Annotated in this window: 15 protein-coding genes; 7 read left to right on the top strand and 8 right to left on the bottom strand. The window is 70.9% G+C overall.

Annotated elements, in window-relative coordinates:
* Positions 1-56: 56 nt before the first annotated feature.
* The 6 genes from B1H19_RS28375 (at position 57) to B1H19_RS28350 (ending at position 6,244) form a co-directional block, all read left to right on the top strand.
* Positions 57-467, top strand: a complete 411-nt coding sequence (locus tag B1H19_RS28375; protein ID WP_083107575.1) for a DUF742 domain-containing protein — start codon at positions 57-59, stop codon at positions 465-467.
* Positions 448-1,041, top strand: a complete 594-nt coding sequence (locus tag B1H19_RS28370; protein ID WP_083107574.1) for a GTP-binding protein — start codon at positions 448-450, stop codon at positions 1,039-1,041. The genes B1H19_RS28375 and B1H19_RS28370 overlap by 20 nt, the downstream gene beginning before the upstream one ends.
* Before the next feature lie 368 nt (positions 1,042-1,409).
* The gene (locus tag B1H19_RS28365) at positions 1,410-4,565 is read left to right on the top strand and encodes a sensor histidine kinase (RefSeq protein WP_083107573.1); all 3,156 of its coding nucleotides are present in this window, start codon (positions 1,410-1,412) and stop codon (positions 4,563-4,565) included.
* Between the two features lie 10 nt (positions 4,566-4,575).
* The gene (locus B1H19_RS28360) at positions 4,576-4,989 is read left to right on the top strand and encodes a roadblock/LC7 domain-containing protein (protein WP_044368295.1); all 414 of its coding nucleotides are present in this window, start codon (positions 4,576-4,578) and stop codon (positions 4,987-4,989) included.
* Between the two features lie 84 nt (positions 4,990-5,073).
* Complete coding sequence (locus tag B1H19_RS28355) at positions 5,074-5,685, top strand: DUF742 domain-containing protein (RefSeq protein ID WP_083107572.1); 612 nt, start codon at positions 5,074-5,076, stop codon at positions 5,683-5,685.
* Positions 5,666-6,244: a GTP-binding protein gene (locus B1H19_RS28350; RefSeq protein ID WP_078970339.1), complete on the top strand. Its 579-nt coding sequence runs from the start codon at positions 5,666-5,668 to the stop codon at positions 6,242-6,244. Before B1H19_RS28355 ends, B1H19_RS28350 begins: the two co-directional genes overlap by 20 nt.
* A 104-nt stretch (positions 6,245-6,348) precedes the next feature.
* On the opposite strand, the gene B1H19_RS28345 is transcribed toward B1H19_RS28350, so the two are convergent.
* The 4 genes from B1H19_RS28345 to B1H19_RS28330 all read right to left on the bottom strand — a co-directional run bounded on the left by B1H19_RS28345 (position 6,349) and on the right by B1H19_RS28330 (position 11,937).
* On the bottom strand, positions 6,349-7,005 hold the full coding sequence (locus B1H19_RS28345; RefSeq protein ID WP_083107571.1) for a DUF4360 domain-containing protein: 657 nt from the start codon (positions 7,003-7,005) through the stop codon (positions 6,349-6,351).
* 479 nt (positions 7,006-7,484) lie between these two features.
* Positions 7,485-7,691: an acyl-CoA carboxylase epsilon subunit gene (locus B1H19_RS28340; RefSeq protein ID WP_083107570.1), complete on the bottom strand. Its 207-nt coding sequence runs from the start codon at positions 7,689-7,691 to the stop codon at positions 7,485-7,487.
* 60 nt (positions 7,692-7,751) lie between these two features.
* Positions 7,752-9,335 (bottom strand): acyl-CoA carboxylase subunit beta, encoded by a 1,584-nt coding sequence (locus B1H19_RS28335; RefSeq protein ID WP_030064044.1) that lies wholly within the window; start codon positions 9,333-9,335, stop codon positions 7,752-7,754.
* Between the two features lie 205 nt (positions 9,336-9,540).
* Positions 9,541-11,937 (bottom strand): polysaccharide lyase 8 family protein, encoded by a 2,397-nt coding sequence (locus tag B1H19_RS28330; RefSeq protein ID WP_237289537.1) that lies wholly within the window; start codon positions 11,935-11,937, stop codon positions 9,541-9,543.
* A gap of 246 nt (positions 11,938-12,183) precedes the next feature.
* On the opposite strand from B1H19_RS28330, the gene B1H19_RS28325 reads away from it, so the two are divergent.
* Positions 12,184-12,789, top strand: coding sequence for a YceI family protein (locus tag B1H19_RS28325; protein ID WP_083107568.1), 606 nt, complete (start codon positions 12,184-12,186; stop codon positions 12,787-12,789).
* An 83-nt stretch (positions 12,790-12,872) separates the two neighbouring features.
* On the opposite strand, the gene cimA is transcribed toward B1H19_RS28325, so the two are convergent.
* The 4 genes from cimA to B1H19_RS28305 form a co-directional block, all read right to left on the bottom strand.
* Complete coding sequence (gene cimA, locus B1H19_RS28320) at positions 12,873-14,507, bottom strand: citramalate synthase (protein WP_083107567.1); 1,635 nt, start codon at positions 14,505-14,507, stop codon at positions 12,873-12,875.
* Positions 14,508-14,787: 280 nt separating this feature from the next.
* The gene (locus B1H19_RS28315; protein WP_083107566.1) at positions 14,788-16,098 is read right to left on the bottom strand and encodes an MFS transporter; all 1,311 of its coding nucleotides are present in this window, start codon (positions 16,096-16,098) and stop codon (positions 14,788-14,790) included.
* A 63-nt stretch (positions 16,099-16,161) separates the two neighbouring features.
* Entirely contained in the window at positions 16,162-16,776 is a 615-nt protein-coding gene (locus B1H19_RS28310) for a TetR/AcrR family transcriptional regulator (protein WP_083107565.1), read from the bottom strand.
* Between the two features lie 36 nt (positions 16,777-16,812).
* A complete protein-coding gene (locus tag B1H19_RS28305) occupies positions 16,813-17,853 on the bottom strand; it encodes an agmatine deiminase family protein (protein ID WP_083107564.1) in 1,041 nt (346 codons plus the stop codon).
* Positions 17,854-17,908: the final 55 nt, after the last annotated feature.

The raw sequence follows: 17,908 nt of genomic DNA, 5'->3' as shown, positions 1-17,908 counted from the left end.
CCCCCACCGGCCCGACCCGACGACACGTCAGTTGTTGTCCGCCTCGGAGGACCTACATGACCCCGCCACCCGCCTCTTCCGGCCCGTACGGCGCCTACAGCCAAGCGCCGTACGGGGCCGAAGGTGACCAGCCGCTGGTGCGCCCTTACGCGATGACCGGAGGCCGGACCCGGCCGCGTTACCAGCTCGCCATAGAGGCGCTGGTGAGCACGACCGCCGACCCGGCCCAGCTGCCCGGTCTGCTGCCCGAGCACCAGCGCATCTGCACGCTGTGCCGCGAGGTGAAGTCGGTGGCGGAGGTCTCGGCGCTGCTGCACATCCCGCTGGGTGTGGCGCGGATCCTGGTGGCGGACCTGGCGGAGGCGGGGATGGTGGCCATCCATCAGCCCGGCGGCAGCGGTGAAGCAGGTGGCACGCCGGACGTGACCCTGCTGGAGAGGGTGCTCAGTGGACTTCGCAAGCTCTGAGCAGGGCTTCGCACAGAGCGGCGCCCGCGCCACGACCTCGGCGAAGATCGTGGTGGCGGGCGGCTTCGGCGTGGGCAAGACCACGTTCGTCGGAGCCGTTTCGGAGATCAATCCGCTGCGCACGGAGGCCGTGATGACCTCCGCGTCGGCGGGCATCGACGATCTGTCCCATGTCCAGGACAAGACCACGACGACCGTGGCGATGGACTTCGGCCGGATCACGCTGGACCAGGACCTGATCCTGTACCTGTTCGGTACGCCCGGTCAGGACCGCTTCTGGTTCATGTGGGACGACCTGGTGCGCGGCGCGATCGGCGCCGTCGTCCTGGTGGACACCCGCCGCCTGGCCGACTGCTTCCCCGCCGTGGACTACTTCGAGAACTCCGGGCTGCCGTTCGTCGTCGCCCTCAACGGCTTCGACGGGCACCAGCCCTACACGCCGGACGAGGTGCGCGAGGCACTGCAGATCGGTCCCAGGACGCCGATCATCATCACCGACGCGCGGCACCGCAGCGAGGCCAAGAGCGCGCTCATCACGCTGGTCGAGCACGCTCTGATGGCCCGGCTCCAGTAGCCGGGCGGCGCGGCAATCCGGGCGGTCTCCGCTGAGGGCGGGGCGGCCCGGTTCCCGGCGTGCGTGAATGGATCTGTGTCCTTCGACACGCCACCGATTGTGCTTCATAACGTTTCGACAGTGAATCGCGGGGCGTTCGACACCCCTCGCGTTTGTGCGGCTTCGCTATGCGTACAACGGGCCCGCCATTTGGCGGGGCTCGCCCTTAACGCCCCTTTTATCTCCGGCTTTCACGGGCTCTCTCGCTCTTTGCGCAGTGTTTGGAAGGCACCGGCCTGACGTGCTGAAATTCGCTGAACTACGGAGTAGTAACGCCCAGAAGAAACGGCACAGCAAGTACGTGCCGGCGCCGAGAGGTTGTTGGTCGAGTGAGGCGAAGCAAGGCGAGCCCTGAGCCGCCGGAACCGCGGCGGGGCAACTTCACCCCGCCGCCGCGTGGTGGCGTACCGGCTTCCGATGCGTCCGAGAACACGGTCGCGAAGCCTCCGGTCAGCGGCAGTAAGTACGCCCCGCGCAACTGGCGGGTGGCCACCCGGCTGAACGCCATTCTGCTGATCCCGGTGCTGCTCGCCCTGGTCTTCGGCGGGCTCCGGGTCAACAGCTCGTTCGCCACCTGGCAGGAAGCCAAGGACGCGGAGAACACCGCGAAGCTCGTTCGCGCCGCGCTTTCCTACAGCAACGCCCTGCTCGACGAGCGGGACCGTACCGCCGCCCCGCTGCTCAAGGGCCAGAAGGACGACCCGGTCGTCGAGGAGGCGCGCACCGCCACCGACGATGCCGCCGACGCCTTCCACCAGGCCGCCAAGGCCATGCCGGACAAGCCCGGTCTCAAGCGCCGCCTCGCCGCGTTCGAAAAGGTCGAGCCGAAGCTGGACGGGCTGCGCAAGGTCGCCTACACCTCCCGGCTGCACGGTGTGAAGACCGAGGAGAGCTACGTCGGCATCCAGCACCCGCTGATGGAGTTCGCCAACGAACTCGGCCTGGGCACCGGCAACATCACCTCCTACGGCCGCACCGTCTACGCCGTCGCACTGGCGAAGGCCGCCGCGTCCCTAGAGCGCTCCATCGGCACCCACCTGCTGATCGACCCGGCCACCCCGCAGGGCGGCCGGGAGCACAAGCTCCAGCTGACCTCGTTCGCCTCGTACCGCTACCTGGAGGGCATCGCCATCCAGGAGTACACCTCCGGCGGCACGCCCGAGGACGTCGAGCGGCTCACCAAGGACGCCGCCGCGCTCAAGGCCACCGCGCAGCAGCAGCTGGCGCAGGCCAAGGCGCAGGCGAAGGCGGCCGGCCGGCCGTTCCGTACGCCGCCGCCCATCGACACCATGTCCGACTTCATCGCCTCCGGTGCGGCGCCCGAGGCGCTCGCCGCCAAGGGCATCACGTCCGACAGCTGGTTCGCGGCCGCGACCGGCAAGTTCACCATGTACCGGTCCATCGAGAAGGACCTGGCGGACAAGGCGGTGAACGAGGCCGCGTCGATCGCCGACGACGCCCGGCAGTCCACCTTCGTCGACTCCGGCATCGTGCTGGCCGCGCTGATCATCGCGTTCGTCGTGGCCGGGCTGATGGCCCGCCGGATGAGCCGCAACATGCGCCAGCTGCGCACCGCCGCCTTCAGCGTCGCCGAGCAGCGGCTGCCGATGCTGGTCGACCAGCTCTCGCGGACGGACCCGGGCCGGGTCGACACCCGTGTCCAGCCGATCCCGATCTCCACCACGGACGAGATCGGCGAGGTCGCCCGCGCCTTCGACCAGGTGCACCGCGAGGCCGTGCGGCTGGCCGCCGAGCAGGCGCTGCTGCGGGGCAACGTCAATGCGATCTTCACCAACCTCTCCCAGCGCAACCAGGGCCTGATCGAGCGCCAGCTGACGCTGATCACGGACCTGGAGAACAACGAGGCGGACCCCGACCAGCTGGAGAACCTCTTCCGGCTCGACCACCTCGCCACGCGTATGCGCCGTAACGGCGAGAACCTCCTGATCCTCGCCGGCGAGAACCCCGGTGCCCGGTGGAACCAGCCGGTGCCGCTGGTGGACGTGCTGCGTGCGGCGACCTCCGAGGTCGAGTCGTACGAGCGAATAGAGCTGACCAGCGTCCCCGAGAGCGAGATCCACGGCACCGCGGTCACCGACCTGGTGCATCTGCTCTCCGAGCTGCTGGAGAACGCCACCACGTTCTCCTCGCCGCAGACCAAGGTGCGGGTGGCCGCGACCCGGCTGCCCGACGGCCGGGTCATGATCGAGATCCACGACAAGGGCATCGGGCTGACCCCCGAGGACTTCGCGGACATCAACCACAAGCTGGCCAACCCGCCGAGCGTGGATGCGGCGGTCTCCCAGCGGATGGGCCTGTTCGTGGTCGGCCGGCTGGCCGACCGGCACGGCATCCGCGTCCAGCTGCGCCCCTCGGGCGAGCAGGCCGGCACCACCTCGCTGGTCATGCTGCCGGAGGCGATCACCCACGGCGGTGGCGGCGAGGAGTACGAGGACGACTTCACGGTCTCCCGGATCGTTCCCGAGCAGCCGCAGCCGCCCACCGCCTACGAGGACCGTCAGCGCACCGCCGCCGAACTGGGCTTCGACGACGGCGGCTACGGGCACCCCGACGCCGCCCCGGAGCTGGACCCGGTGGGCCGTTCGCTGCTGCGCGAGGAGCGCAGGGCGGCGCTGGAGGCGCAGACCGGCGGGCAGCAGGCCGCCGCGCCCTCGGGTGCCTTCCCGGACCCCGCGGACACCTTCTCGGGCCTCGGGGACGCCTTCTCGGACCGTGGCGAACAAGCGTCGCATTCCGGCCAGGCGGCATATGCGGAAGGCGATCTGCCGCTCTACGACGACCGTGCGCACGGCAGCTCGGCGTTCGGTGATCCGGGCGCCGCACAGACCACTGGCCAGCACCCCTACGCCCCCGAGGAAACCTTCGCCCCGGCCGAGCGGGCCGAACGCCCGGCGTTCGACGGCTACTTCGGAACCGAAGCGGAATCTGACCGGAATACAACTGCCGCTCCCGCTGATGCGTCCGAGCGCGTACCATTCGAGCGTCCGGGCCAGTCCCCGAGCGACTCCCCCACGCTGACCGACGCCGGCCTTCCGCGCCGCGGAGGCCATGGTCAGCAGTCACCGCACGCCCAGCAGCAGGCTGAGCAGCAGTGGCAGGAGGAGCCCGTGGAGCCGGTGGCGCCCCCGCAGCAGCGGGGCGCGACGGTCAACGGCCTGGACAGCTCCGATTGGCGCAGCTCCAACGACGACCGATGGCAGCGGGCGGAGCGACTGCGCCGGCCGACGGCCGGTGGGGTCACGTCCTCCGGTCTCCCCCGGCGGGTGCCCAAGGCCAACCTGGTCGAAGGCGCCGCGGAGCAGACCCCGCAGGGCGGCCCCCAGGTCTCCCGCGCCCCGGAGGACGTTCGCGGCCGGCTGAGCAATCTGCGCCGTGGCATCCAGCAGGGACGCAACGCGGGCGCGGAACCCCAGAATGACCGACAGGGCTTCGGCCCCGGCAGCACCTACGATCAGGAGCGTTAGTGTGAGCCCGATGAGCCAGGCGGCGCAGAATCTGAACTGGTTGATCACCAACTTCGTGGACAACACCCCCGGGGTGTCCCACACGGTCGTGGTCTCCGCGGACGGACTCCTCCTCGCCATGTCCGAGGGGTTCCCTCGTGACAGAGCCGACCAGCTGGCGGCGGTGGCCTCCGGGCTGACGTCGCTGACGGCCGGCGCCTCCCGCATCTTCGAGGGCGGGAGCGTGAACCAGACCGTGGTGGAGATGGAGCGCGGCTTCCTCTTCATCATGTCCGTCTCGGACGGATCGTCGCTGGCCGTACTCGCGCACCCCGAGTGCGACATCGGCCTCGTCGGTTACGAGATGGCCCTGCTGGTCGACCGCGCGGGCAATGTTCTGACGCCCGATCTGCGTGCCGAACTGCAGGGCAGCCTTCTCAACTAACAGACAGGCAGTGCGTTTCCCGCCACCGCGCCTTATGGTTCGGTGGCGCGACCGGCGTCAGATTGGCAAGTTGGAGGAGGAGACGTGGCAACGCCCCCCAGCGGATACCCGTACGGTTCCGGGCCCGAGCCCGGTCCTGGTGGCGAGACCCATAACAACCGCTTCAACTTTCCGTCTGCGCCGAGCCGCCGGCCGCAGCGGTCCGAACCGCCGCGGCCGCCGCAGCACCAGCAGCCGCAGCGGCCGTACGACTCCCAGCCGTACGAGCCGTCGCCGTACGATCAGCCGCAGGCGCCCCGCATCCAGCCGGTGCAGCCGCAGCGGCGCGCGCCCGAGCCCGCCCCCACCGGCAGTCACAACCCGCTCGTGCGCCCGTACGCGATGACCGGAGGCCGGACCCGGCCGCGCTACCAGCTCGCCATCGAGGCGCTGGTCAGCACGACCGCCGATCCCTCCCGGATGCAGGGCCAGCTGCCGGAGCACCAACGCATCTGCCACCTCTGCCGTGAGATCAAATCGGTGGCCGAGATCTCGGCCCTGCTCTCCATTCCCCTCGGCGTCGCCCGGATCCTCGTCGCCGACCTGGCGGAGGCCGGACTCGTCGCCATTCACCAGCCCGGCGGGGACGAGACCGCCGGCGGACAGCCAGATGTGACACTGCTCGAAAGGGTGCTCAGTGGACTTCGCAAGCTCTAGCGGTGCAGCCCGCTCCACCACCTCCGCGAAGATCGTGGTGGCGGGCGGCTTCGGCGTGGGCAAGACCACGTTCGTCGGGGCCGTCTCAGAGATCAATCCGCTGCGTACCGAAGCCGTGATGACCTCCGCCTCGGCGGGGATCGACGACCTCACGCACGCGCCGGACAAGACGACCACGACCGTGGCGATGGACTTCGGCCGGATCACGCTGGACCAGGACCTGATCCTGTACCTGTTCGGTACGCCCGGTCAGGACCGCTTCTGGTTCATGTGGGACGACCTGGTGCGCGGCGCGATCGGCGCCGTCGTCCTGGTGGACACCCGCCGCCTGGCCGACTGCTTCCCCGCGGTCGACTACTTCGAGAACTCCGGCCTGCCGTTCGTCATCGCCCTCAACGGCTTCGACGGGCACCAGCCCTACACGCCGGACGAGGTGCGCGAGGCGCTGCAGATCGGCCCGGACGCTCCGATCATCAGCACCGACGCACGGCACCGCAGCGAGGCCAAGAGCGCGCTCATCACGCTCGTGGAGCACGCGCTGATGGCGCGGCTGCGGTAGCGCTCGGCGCAGAGCCTGTGAGGCTCTCCGTGCGCCCTGTGCGGCCACTTGGGCCCCCGTACGCCTGGCAAGGGCGTACGGGGGCCTTCGGCGTCCTTCAGGGGCTACTTACGGGACGCGGGGCACTGCTTCCACGCGAAGTGGTACAGGGTGTTGATGCTGCCGTCGGTGGAGTCCATCGCCATGAAGCTGGTGGCGGCGGCCTTGCGGGAACCCGCGTCCACCCGCAGTTCGGTGTTGATGTTGAAGTAGCGCTCCTCGCCGCACGGGGCGTAGACCAGCGCGTCGACGTCGGTCTCGTCCGACGTCTGCCAGTCGGCGTCGTAGACACCGCCGAAGGTGTGGCTCTTACGGGCCGTCTGCTGCTGGCCCTGGAAGTAGTAGCCGGCCACTTCCATTCCCTTGGCGCCCTGGGCAAGCGAGGCGTAGCCGCGGTAGTCGGCTCTGGCGATCGCGTAGGTGAAGCCCTGCGGAACATGGACATTCAGCGCGATCTGGCAGTTCTTGCGGGAGTCGGTGGGTTTGCTGTCGCCGCCGGCCTGCGCGAGGTATTCGCTGTAGGTGACGGTGAACGCCGTGTTGTCGGGGGCGATGGCCACCGCGGCGCTGCCGGGTCTGCACCCGGAACCGTTCACCGTGGCCACGTCTATGGTGATCTTGCCGGCCGGCGGTTCGTCGCCGGGCCGGGCCAACGGGGTGGGGGATGCCGATCCGGCGAGGAGCAGGGATGCGGCGGCGGCAGCACCGAGGGTGCTGAGCATGGGCGCTTCCTTCCGGTCGTCCTGGGGGCCCGCTTCGCGGAATCACCAGGAGTGGAATGACGAGCGCATGTCAGCATGAGGATCTCTGCCTGAACACCGTCAGGGGGAGGCTCGGTACGAACCTACGCCACGTTTTGGCCGTTGGCTGCCTCCCACGTTTTTGTCTGCGGCGCCGCGGTGTCTTCTCGCCGTTGCGCCTGCGGCGGGCGTGGGTTGTACGGGTGCGGTGCCACGCCTCCGGACTTCGTCCTGCGGCGCGACCCCTCCCGTGAGTGGGGGGGTAAAAAGGCCGGTGGGGGTGCACGTAGTCGATACGTGCACCCCCACCGGTCTTCTCCCACCCCCAACGGGAGGGGCCGGGCCGCAGGACGGAGTCCGGAGGCTCGGTCCCGCAGCCGAACAGCCCCGCGCCAGCGGCAATGCCCGCCGCAGGCGCAACGGCGACAAACCCCTACGGCGGGACGGCCGACAACGTGGGGTCAGGGCCGGCGCCAGCTGGTGGCGGCGTGGAAGCCGCCCTGGCGCTCCAGGCGCCGCCACGGTGCCGCCGTGTGGCGGGGGCGCCGGGACTCGGCGGAGGGGCGGTGCGCGGCACGCGCCAGCAGGACGGCGGTCAGGGCGGCGAGTTCTTCCTCGCTGGCCTGACCCTTTTCGACGCGGATGGGCTGGTCGACGGGGCTTGTCACGGCGGTCTTCTCGATTCTGTGACGTAACGGAAGGAGTGGCGTGAACGGGTGGAGCGGCGACTACTGGGGCGGGTTGCCGTGCTTGCGGGCCGGCAGGTCCGCGTGCTTGGTGCGCAGCATCTCCAGGGAGCGGATCAGCACCTTGCGGGTGTCGGCGGGGTCGATGACGTCGTCGACCAGGCCGCGCTCGGCCGCGTAGTACGGGTGCATCAGCTCGGACTTGTATTCCTTGACCATGCGGGCGCGCATCGCGTCGGGGTCCTCGGCGTCGGCGATCTGCCGGCGGAAGATGACGCCCGCGGCGCCCTCGGCGCCCATCACCGCGATCTCGTTGGTGGGCCAGGCGTAGGTCAGGTCGGCGCCGATGGACTGCGAGTCCATGACGATGTAGGCGCCGCCGTAGGCCTTGCGCAGCACGATGGAGATCCGCGGGACGGTGGCGTTGCAGTACGCGTACAGCAGCTTGGCGCCGTGGCGGATGATGCCGCCGTGCTCCTGGTCGACGCCGGGCAGGAAGCCGGGGACGTCGAGGAGGGTGAGGATCGGGATGTTGAAGGCGTCGCACATCTGGACGAAGCGGGCCGCCTTCTCGGAGGCCTCGATGTCCAGCACGCCGGCCAGCGACTGCGGCTGGTTGGCGATGATGCCGACCACCCGGCCGTCGAGACGGCTCAGCGCGCAGATGATGTTGGTCGCCCAGCGCTCGTGGACCTCGAGGTACTCGCCGTCGTCGACGATCTCCTCGATGACCTTGTGCATGTCGTAGGGGCGGTTGCCGTCCGCCGGGACGAGGTCGAGCAGGACGTCGCCGGAGCGGTCCGCCGGGTCCTCGCAGTCCACGGTCGGGGGGTTCTCCCGGTTGTTGGACGGCAGGAGGGAGAGGAGGTAGCGGACCTCCTCCAGGCAGGTGGCCTCGTCGTCGTACGCGAAGTGGCACACGCCGGAGGTCTCGGCGTGGACGTCGGCGCCGCCCAGGCCGTTCTGGGTGATCTCCTCACCGGTGACGGCGCGCACGACGTCGGGGCCGGTGATGAACATCTGCGAGGTCTCGCGGACCATGAAGACGAAGTCCGTGAGGGCCGGGCTGTAGGCCGCGCCGCCGGCGCAGGGGCCGAGCATGACGCTTATCTGCGGGATGACACCGCTGGCCTTGGTGTTGCGCTGGAAGATGCCGCCGTAGCCGGCGAGCGCGGAGACGCCCTCCTGGATGCGGGCGCCTGCGCCGTCGTTGAGCGAGACCAGCGGGGCACCGGCCTGGATGGCCATGTCCATGATCTTGTGGATCTTGGTGGCGTGCGCTTCGCCGAGCGCGCCGCCGAAGATCCGGAAGTCGTGGGCGTAGACGAACACGGTGCGGCCGTGGACGGTGCCCCAGCCGGTCACCACACCGTCGGTGTACGGCTTCTTGGCCTCCAGGCCGAAGCCCGTCGCCCGGTGCCGCCGCAGCGGCTCGACCTCGTTGAACGAACCCTCGTCCAGCAGCAAGTCGATCCGCTCGCGGGCGGTCAGCTTGCCCTTTGCACGCTGGGCTTCGGTGGCACGCTCGCTGGGTCCTCGCCGAGCCTGCTCACGGATGGCGTGCAGTTCGGCGACGCGCCCGCGGGCGTCGTTGGCACCGGCGGGCGCATCTTCGACAGTGGTCATGTATCGACGGTACGTGTGCGGACCTCAGGACACCGATGTTGGTTTCGTACAACGTCGAGTCCGATTTCGTGGGCAGGCAGCACAGAATCGCGCTGTGTGCGTCGCGCGTCCGGGCGGCCGAACGGGTGACGCGGGGGCGCGGCAACTGTGAGAGGCCGACAAACGGCGCGCCGGTGCGGTTGTACGGATCACGAGGCGTACGGGGTCAGGCGAGGGCGACCGTACAGGTGTGGGTGGCGCAGGCGGTGCCGGGATCCAGGCGCAGGCGGAGGACGGGCGCGGTGCCCAGGATCTCGACGGACGGGTCGTGCCCGAGGACCGCGCGCACCGGTGCGGACCAGGTGATCTCCAGGTCCGCGCCGGTGCGGTCGGGCGCCGCGGCGCACAGGCGGGCGGTGCGGCCGCGTCGGCGTACCAGGACGGCGGCCGGCCCGCTACTGGAGAGCGCCCCCGCGCTGCCCGCCTGCCAGAAAGTGACGGCCGTTACGCCGAGCGGGTGCACCGCCACGGCCTGCCGGGCGGCGTCGTTGCCGAGCACGGTCAGCCAGTGCCGGTCGGCGGCGCGGGCGGCGAGGGTGCGGGCGGCGGCGCCGGGCATCAGGAGGTAGGCGTAGCGGGCGTCGGTGGGGTCGGTGCCGTGGTCGTGCCAGAGGGTGAGATAGCGGCGGGTGAGCGGGGCCGGGTCGGAGCCGGTGTTGATGTCGTGCCAGGAGCCGGTGCGGGCCTCGCGGCGGACGGTGAGGTCGGCGCCGCCGGGGAAGACGTAGCCGCCGTGGCCGGCCAGGTGCGCCCAGTGGGCCCGCCGGTGGCGGGTGGTGCACCCCAGGGTGCCGGGCTGGGGGATGCCGTCGACGGTGAGGGCGGCGGTGCCGTGCTCCCCCAGTGCCCGGTTGTCGACGATGCTCTCGGCGGGCACGCCGTCGCGGGCGGTGATGCCCGCGCCCAGGCAGACCACGCAGTCCGCCAGGAAGAACCACGACTTCTTGGCCACCAGGGTGGAGGCCAGTCCGCGCAGGTCCTGTCCGACGGCGGCCCATTCCCCGTCGGTGGTGCCGCCCACCCGTCGCGCGGCGGGTTTGGGCTCGCCCCAGCCGCCGCCCTCGTTGTCGGCCAGGCGCTTGGTGGAGACGGTGGTGCCGGGCAGCCGATAGGGGTCGACGGTGGGCCAGAAGGCGTCGGTGTACTGGTCGCCGCCGAAGTCGGCGCCCCACCAGTAGAGCATTCCGGCGCCGGTGTGCCAGCCGCGCGGGTTTTCGCCGTTGCCGTTCTCGTAGTAGGTGATCCGGTCGGAGGCCATGGCCAGGCCCGCGGCCCAGCCGGGGCGGCGGTGCACCGCGCGGTCCATGGCGGGAAAGAGGCGGTGGCCGACGGGTTCCGGGGCGGCGGGCGCGGGGCCGTGGGCGACGGCGGCCAGGCGGGCGAGGTCGGCGACCGTGTACTGCCGGTCGGTCAGGACGGGCACGGTGCGGTCCCGGGCGATCCAGCCCTTGATCATGCCGTGCCAGCGCTCGCGCTCCGCGGCGCTCGCGGCGCGGGCGAGCAGGGCGACGGCGGCGATCAGCGCATGGCCGTGGAAGTGGTCGCTGCGCATCACCCGTCGCTCGTCGCCGCGCAGCCAACCGCGGCTGACGGCACGGCCGTTGACGCAGTCCATGACCAGCCCGTTGTGCAGCAGCGGCGCATAGGCGTGCTCCACGCTGTCGAAGACGGTCTGCCGGGCGGGGTCGGTGACCGCCCACGGCGAGCCGTCCAGGAGCGTGAAGAGCCGGCCCAGGCCGTCGAGCAGGACGGCGCCGTAGGTGCCGGAGTAGGGGACCCAGGTGTGCTGGAGGAAGGAGCCGTCGGCGTAGAGGCCGTCGCCCCGGGTGACGTACGGGAAGACGGGGCTCAGGGCGTCGCGGGCGAGGGCGATCTTCGCGGGGGCGCGGCCGAGGATGCCGCGCAGGGCGACGACCTGGCACAGGTCGACGCGGTTGGCGCCGGTGCTGGTGCCGGTGTAGTCGCCGAGCAGGGCGTCGGGGACGAAGTGGTCGACGGCGGCGAGGTAGCGCTCGCGCCGGGGGCCGGTGAGCCGGTCGTCGACGAGCGCGACGGTGTCCAGCAGCAGTTTGGGGGCGCCGATCTGCCATTCCCACCAGTTGCCGTACCGGTCCGTGGAGGTGTTGTAGACGGTGGCGTCGAGGTGGTCGAGGCCGGTGAGGACGGCGGTGGCGAGGTCCGGGTCGCCGGTGTGGCCGGTGCCGGGCTGGGCGACGGCCTGGGCCATGGTGTTCAGCCGGCCGTAACTGCGGGTGATGCCGGACGGGGGATCGTAGGGGCAGTCCGGCCAGAGGGAGGCGCCGGTGGGGCGCATGGCCGCGTGGAAGGCGGCGGCGAGGGTGCCGGTCTCGCGGAGGGCGGCGGCGTAGGGCGCGGCCGCGGGGTCGAAGCCGGTGCCGAGGGTGAGCTCGCGCCAGCGGGCGAGGAGGGCGGCGCGGGGGTCCTCGGCGGACGCGGGGCCCTGCGGGAGCGAGAGGCTCAGCGCGCCCGCGGTGGAGGCGGCGAGAAACCCCCGGCGGGACCAGGCGGACGGGGCGGGGACGGTCGGCTCGGTCGAGGGCACGGCGGGTCCTCTCCAGGGCGTCATCGGCGTCAACCGGGGTGTGGCGCCGGGCACTTGGGGCCGTGGTTGATGTAGCACCGGGCCCAATGGGGCGGCAATGCCTCCGGCGGGCCACGGCAGTCCCCGGGGGACCTCGCGCAGACTGTTGAACTTTGAACCAAATCTGGTACGCTCGAATTCGTTGAACGTTAAACAACCATCGCGCACCGCTGCCCCAGCCCCCGCGACCGTCCCCGAGGAGGAGCCATGGCTCTGTTCACCCGCACCAAGCGCACCGCCGCCCCCGTCGCCACCCCCGCCGCGGATCCCGCGCTCGCCGCGCTGACCGGCGACTACACCATCGACCCGGCCCACAGCGGCATCGGCTTCGCGGTCCGGCACGCCATGGTCACCAACGTCCGCGGCGCCTTCGGCAGCTACGAGGGGACCCTCGCCCTCGACGGCACCGACCCGGCCCGCTCCACCGCCGTCCTCCGCATCGACACCGCCAGCATCGACACCGGTATCGCCGACCGCGACGGGCATCTGCGCAGCGCCGACTTCTTCGACGCCGAGACCTTCCCGCTGATGACCTTCCGCAGCACCGCCGCCGAGCAGGTCACCGCCGACCGCTACCGCCTCACCGGCGATCTGACGATCAAGGACGTCACCGAGCCGGTGACCCTGGACCTGGAGTTCAACGGATCGGCCACCGACGTCTACGGCGCCGAGCGGGTCGGTTTCACGGGGCACGCGGAGATTCTGCGCTCGCGCTGGGGCCTGACCTGGAACGCCGCGCTGGAGACCGGCGGGGTGATGGTCAGCGACAAGGTGAAGCTGACCTTCGACATCTCCGCGGTCAAGGCGGCCTGACCGCCTGCGGCACCGACAAGGGCCCCGGCCGCACAATCCGTGCGCGCCGGGGCCCTTGTGGATCCGTCCTCCCTGGATCCGTCCTACTCCTGCGGCTCCACCCCGGCCCGCAGCAGCCCGTAGGCGTACGCATCGTCCAGCGCCTGCCACGAGGCGGCGATGACGTTCTCCGCGACGCCGACCGTCGACCACTCCCCCTGGCCGTCGCTGGTGGAGACCAGGACGCGGGTGATGGACTCGGTGCCCTGGGCGCCTTCCAGGATGCGGACCTTGTAGTCGACCAGCTCCAGATGGGCGAGCTGCGGATAGATGCGCTCCAGACCCACCCGCAGCGCCCGGTCCAGCGCGTTGACCGGGCCGTTGCCCTCGGCGGTGGCGACGATCCGCTCGCCCTTGGCCCACAGCTTCACGGTCGCCTCGTTGGCGTGCGTCCCGTCGGGGCGGTCCTCGACGATCGCGCGCCAGGACTCGACGGTGAAGTAGCGCAGCGCGCCGCCCCGCACCTCTTCGCGCAGCAGCAGCTCGAAGGAGGCGTCGGCGGCCTCGTAGGTGTAGCCCGCCAGCTCCCGTTCCTTGACCCGCTCCACGACCCGGCCGACCAGCGCGCGGTCGCCGCCCAGATCGATGCCGAGCTCCTTGCCCTTGAGCTCGATGGAGGCCCGTCCGGCCATGTCGGAGACCAGCATCCGCATGGTGTTCCCGACCAGCGCCGGGTCGATGTGCTGGTAGAGGTCCGGGTCGACCTTGATCGCGGAGGCGTGCAGTCCGGCCTTGTGGGCGAAGGCCGAGACGCCGACGTAAGGCTGGTGGGTGGAGGGGGTGAGGTTGACGACCTCGGCGATGGCGTGCGAGATCCGGGTGGTCTCGGCGAGCTTGCCCTCGGGCAGCACCCGGCGCCCGTACTTGAGCTCCAGGGCGGCGACCACCGGGAAGAGATTGGAGTTGCCGACCCGCTCGCCGTAGCCGTTGGCGGTGCACTGGACGTGGGTGGCACCGGCGTCGACGGCGGCCAGGGTGTTGGCGACGGCGCAGCCGGTGTCGTCCTGGGCGTGGATGCCCAGCCGCGCACCGGTGTCGGCGAGGACGGTCCGGACGACGGCGGTGATCTGCGCCGGCAGCATCCCGCCGTTGGTGTCGCAGAGCACCACCACATCCGCACCGGCCTCGCTCGCGGTGCGCACGACCTGCTTGGCGTAGACCGGGTCCAGCGCATAGCCGTCGAAGAAGTGCTCGCAGTCCAGGAAGACCCGGCGGCCCTGCTCGCGCAGATACGCGACGGTGTCGCGCACCATCGCGAGGTTCTCCTCGGGGGTGGTGCGCAGCGCCAGCTCCACATGCCCGACATGGGACTTGGCGACCAGCGTGATGACCGGCGCCTGCGACTCCAGGAGGGCGGCGACCTGCGGGTCGTCCTCGACGCGGACGCCGGCCTTGCGGGTGGCGCCGAAGGCGACGAGCCGGGCGTGCCGGAAGTCGATCTCCTCGCGGGCGCGCTGGAAGAACTCGGTGTCGCGGGGGTTGGCGCCCGGCCAGCCACCCTCGATGAAGCCCACGCCGAAGTCGTCCAGGTACCGGGCGATGGTCAGCTTGTCGGCGACGGTCAGGTTGATGCCCTCACGCTGCGCCCCGTCGCGCAGCGTCGTGTCGAACACGTGGAAGTCGTCGGACACGGCGTCGGGCGCCGCGTCGGGCTCGGGGGCTTCGGGTACGTCCGTCATGCTGGTCTGGCTCCTGTCGGGTCTCGGTCTACCGGAATGACCGGCTCCACCGTCCCTCCATGGTCCCTCGCGCTCCGCCTCCGGTGAGTGGTGGGCCGGAAACGAAAAAACCTCTCGCGGGTGCGAGAGGTCTGCGCGCGGGTCTGGGACGACGAGGACCGCGCCGTACTCGGTTCGTACGGGGCGGTCACTGCGGACCGGCGCGCCTGCTGCCAATAATCATGGCGAACGAGAGCACGGGGGCAGTCTGGCACAAACCGCCCCCGCCGCGCCGTCCGTCTCAGGATGCGAGCACCTTGTCCGGAGCGGCGCTCCCCTTGCCGACCCGGCCCAGGTCGATGGTCCGCGTCTCGCGCATGGTCAGGTAGACGATCAGCGAGACCGCCGCGCAACCGGTCACATACCAGTAATAGCCGGACTCGATACCGCCGTTCTTGAACCACAGGGCCACGTATTCCGCGGTGCCGCCGAAGAGGGCGTTGGCGATGGCGTAGGGGAGGGCGACGCCCAGGGCGCGGATGCCGGTCGGGAACAGCTCGGCCTTCACACAGGCGTTGATGGAGGTGTAGCCGGTGACGACGACCAGGGCGAGCAGGGAGAGTCCGAGGGCCGGCCAGAAGCTGCCGGCGTGCCGCAGCAGCAGCATGACCGGCACGGTCAGGAAGGTGGAGCCGACCGCGAAGGTGATCAGCAGCGGGCGGCGGCCGATCCGGTCGGAGAGCCTGCCGGCCAGCGGCTGGAGACACATGAACAGGAACAGCGCGCAGAAGCTCACCAGCGAGGCGGTGGGCTTGGACATCCCGGCGCTGCCCGAGAGGTACTTGGTCAGATAGGTGGTGTACGTGTAGTACGCGACCGTGCCGCCCATGGTCAGGGCGATCACCAGGAACGCCTCGCGCTTGTGGGCCAGCAGGGCCTTCAGGGTGCCGCGCTCCGGGTCGGCGTGGGCGCCCTCGTCCTCCGCGTACACCTCGGTTTCGAGCATGCTGCGCCGCAGATAGAAGATGATGCCGGCGCCGAGCGCGCCCAGGACGAACGGGATCCGCCAGGCCCAACTGTGCAGCGCGGCCTCCGACATGGTGCGCTGGAGTGCGATCAGCAGGCCCAGGCCGAGCAGCTGTCCGGCGGTCATCGAGACGTACTGGAAGCTGGAGGCGAAGCCGCGTCGGCCGGGCGCGGACGCCTCGGTGAGATAGGTCGCGCTGGCCGCGTACTCCCCACCGACCGACAGGCCCTGGAGCATCCGCGCGATCAGCAGGACGGCCACTCCCCCGTAGCCCGCGACGGCATAGGTGGGGGCGACGGCGATCAGGATCGCCGAGGCGGACATCAGCGACACCGTCAGGGTGAGCGCGGCCTTGCGGCCCCGGCGGTCCCCGACCCGCCCCAGGAGCCAGCCGCCGACCGGTCTCATGAAGAAGCCGACGGCGAAGATCCCCATGGTGTTCATGAGGTTCGCGGTGTCATTCCCCTTGGGGAAGAAGGAGTCCGCGAAGTAGACGGCGAAGCTGGCGTAGACGAACCAGTCGAACCACTCCACCATGTTGCCGGCCGAGCCGACCCAGATCTTCTTCCACTGCTCTCGTTCCATAGTCGATCACCGTTGCCGAAGCGGGCGGACTTCGGCAAGGGAAATCGGGGAACCCCGTCGGACTCAGGGAGTGAGCGATTCGTCCAGGAACTCGCCGACATGGCGGCGCACCTGCTCGCGGTCGGTCCCCGGCAGGCCCACCACCAGGTGGGTGCCGAAGCCGTCCAGGAGAGCGCGGGTGCGGGTGGCGAAGCGTTCCGGGTCGACGGGCTTGAACTCGCCCTTGGAGGCGCCCTCGACCAGGAGGGCGACGAGGTCGCGGTGCCAGGCCAGTTCGAGGTCCAGCTGGCGTTCGCGGGCGTCGTCGTCGGCGTTCTGGGAGCGGTTCCAGACCTCCAGCCACAGGGTCCAGCGCGGGTCGCGGTGGCCCTGGGGAAGGTAGAGGTCGACCAGGGCGTCGAGGCGGTCGCGGGCCGGGAGGCGGCGGGAGAGGGCGGCCCGGCGTTCGGTGCCGAGCTGCTCCTCGCTCCACTGGAGGGTCTGGAGGAGCAGCTCGTCCTTGGTGCCGAAGTAGTACAGGATGTGGCCGCTGCTCATTCCGACCTCGCGGCCCAGGCCCGCCATGGTCAGCCGGTCCAGGCCCTCCGCGGCGATGGTGGCCATCGCCGCGGCGAGTACCTGTTCGCGGGGCTGGTTGAGCCGCCGCCGGGGACGGCGCGCGGGCACGGGACCGGGCACGGGAGGACCTCCGGGGACGGCGGGGTCTGCGGTGGGTCAGACCTTCGGCTGCTGCTGGGTGATGCAGTGGATACCGCCACCCGCTGCGAAGATCGTACGTGCGTCCACCAGGGTCACGGTCCGGCCGGGGAAGAGCCGGCGGAAGATCGCGGCCGCTTCCTCGTCACGCGGGTCGTCGAAGGCGCACAGCACGATGCCGTCGTTGCACTGCAGGTGGTTGATGTAGGAGTAGTCGACCAGCTCACCGTCCTCTTCGATGACGGTCGGGGCCGGGATCTCCACGACCTCCAGCTGACGGCCCCGGGCGTCGGTGGCGGAGCGCAGCAGCTTGGCGATCTCGTTGCAGATCGCGTGGTCGGGGTGGTCGGGGTTCGGCTGGGTGTGGACCATGACGACGCCGGGGCGGGCGAAGGCGGCGACGATGTCGACATGGCCCCGGGTGCCGAACTGGCCGTAGTCGGCGGCGAGGCCGCGCGGCAGCCAGATGGCCTTGGTGGTGCCGAGGTGGGCGTGGATCTCCGCCTCGACCTCCTCTTTGGTGAGGTCGGGGTTGCGACCCGGGTCGAGCTGGACGGTCTCCGTGAGCAGCACGGTCCCCTCGCCGTCGACGTGGATGCCGCCGCCCTCGTTGACCAGGGGGGTGGCGTAGCGGCGGGCGCCGGCCAGGGCGGCGACCTGCTCGGCTATCTTCTCGTCGCGCTCCCAGCGGGCCCATTCCTGGGCGCCCCAGCCGTTGAAGACCCAGTCGGCGGCGGCGAGGTTGCCCTTGCCGTCGGTGAGGAAGGTGGGGCCGATGTCGCGCATCCAGGCGTCGTTCAGCTCCCGCTCGACCAGTTCGATGCCGTCGCCGAGCAGCGCGCGGGCGCCCTCCAGCTGGCCGGGGCCCGCGACGACGGTGACCGGCTCGTACCGACGGACTGCGCGGGCGACGGCGGCCCAGGCCCGGCGGGCGTCGGCCAGTGTGTCGTCGCCCTCCTCGCCGAAGGTGAAGTTGGGGCCGGGCCAGGCCATCCAGGTGCGCTCGTGCGGTGCCCACTCGGGGGGCATGGAGAAACCGTCGGCGACGGGAGTGTTCATGTGGGGTCCTCGGGAGAGCGGAGGGGGTCTGGCGGGGTGCCGGCCGGGCCGGCGG

This window comes from Streptomyces gilvosporeus (genome assembly GCF_002082195.1).
Classification (GTDB): Bacteria; Actinomycetota; Actinomycetes; order Streptomycetales; family Streptomycetaceae; genus Streptomyces; species Streptomyces gilvosporeus.
Note: the sequence above shows the minus strand (reverse complement) of the source record. Positions and strands in the feature narration are given on the sequence as shown.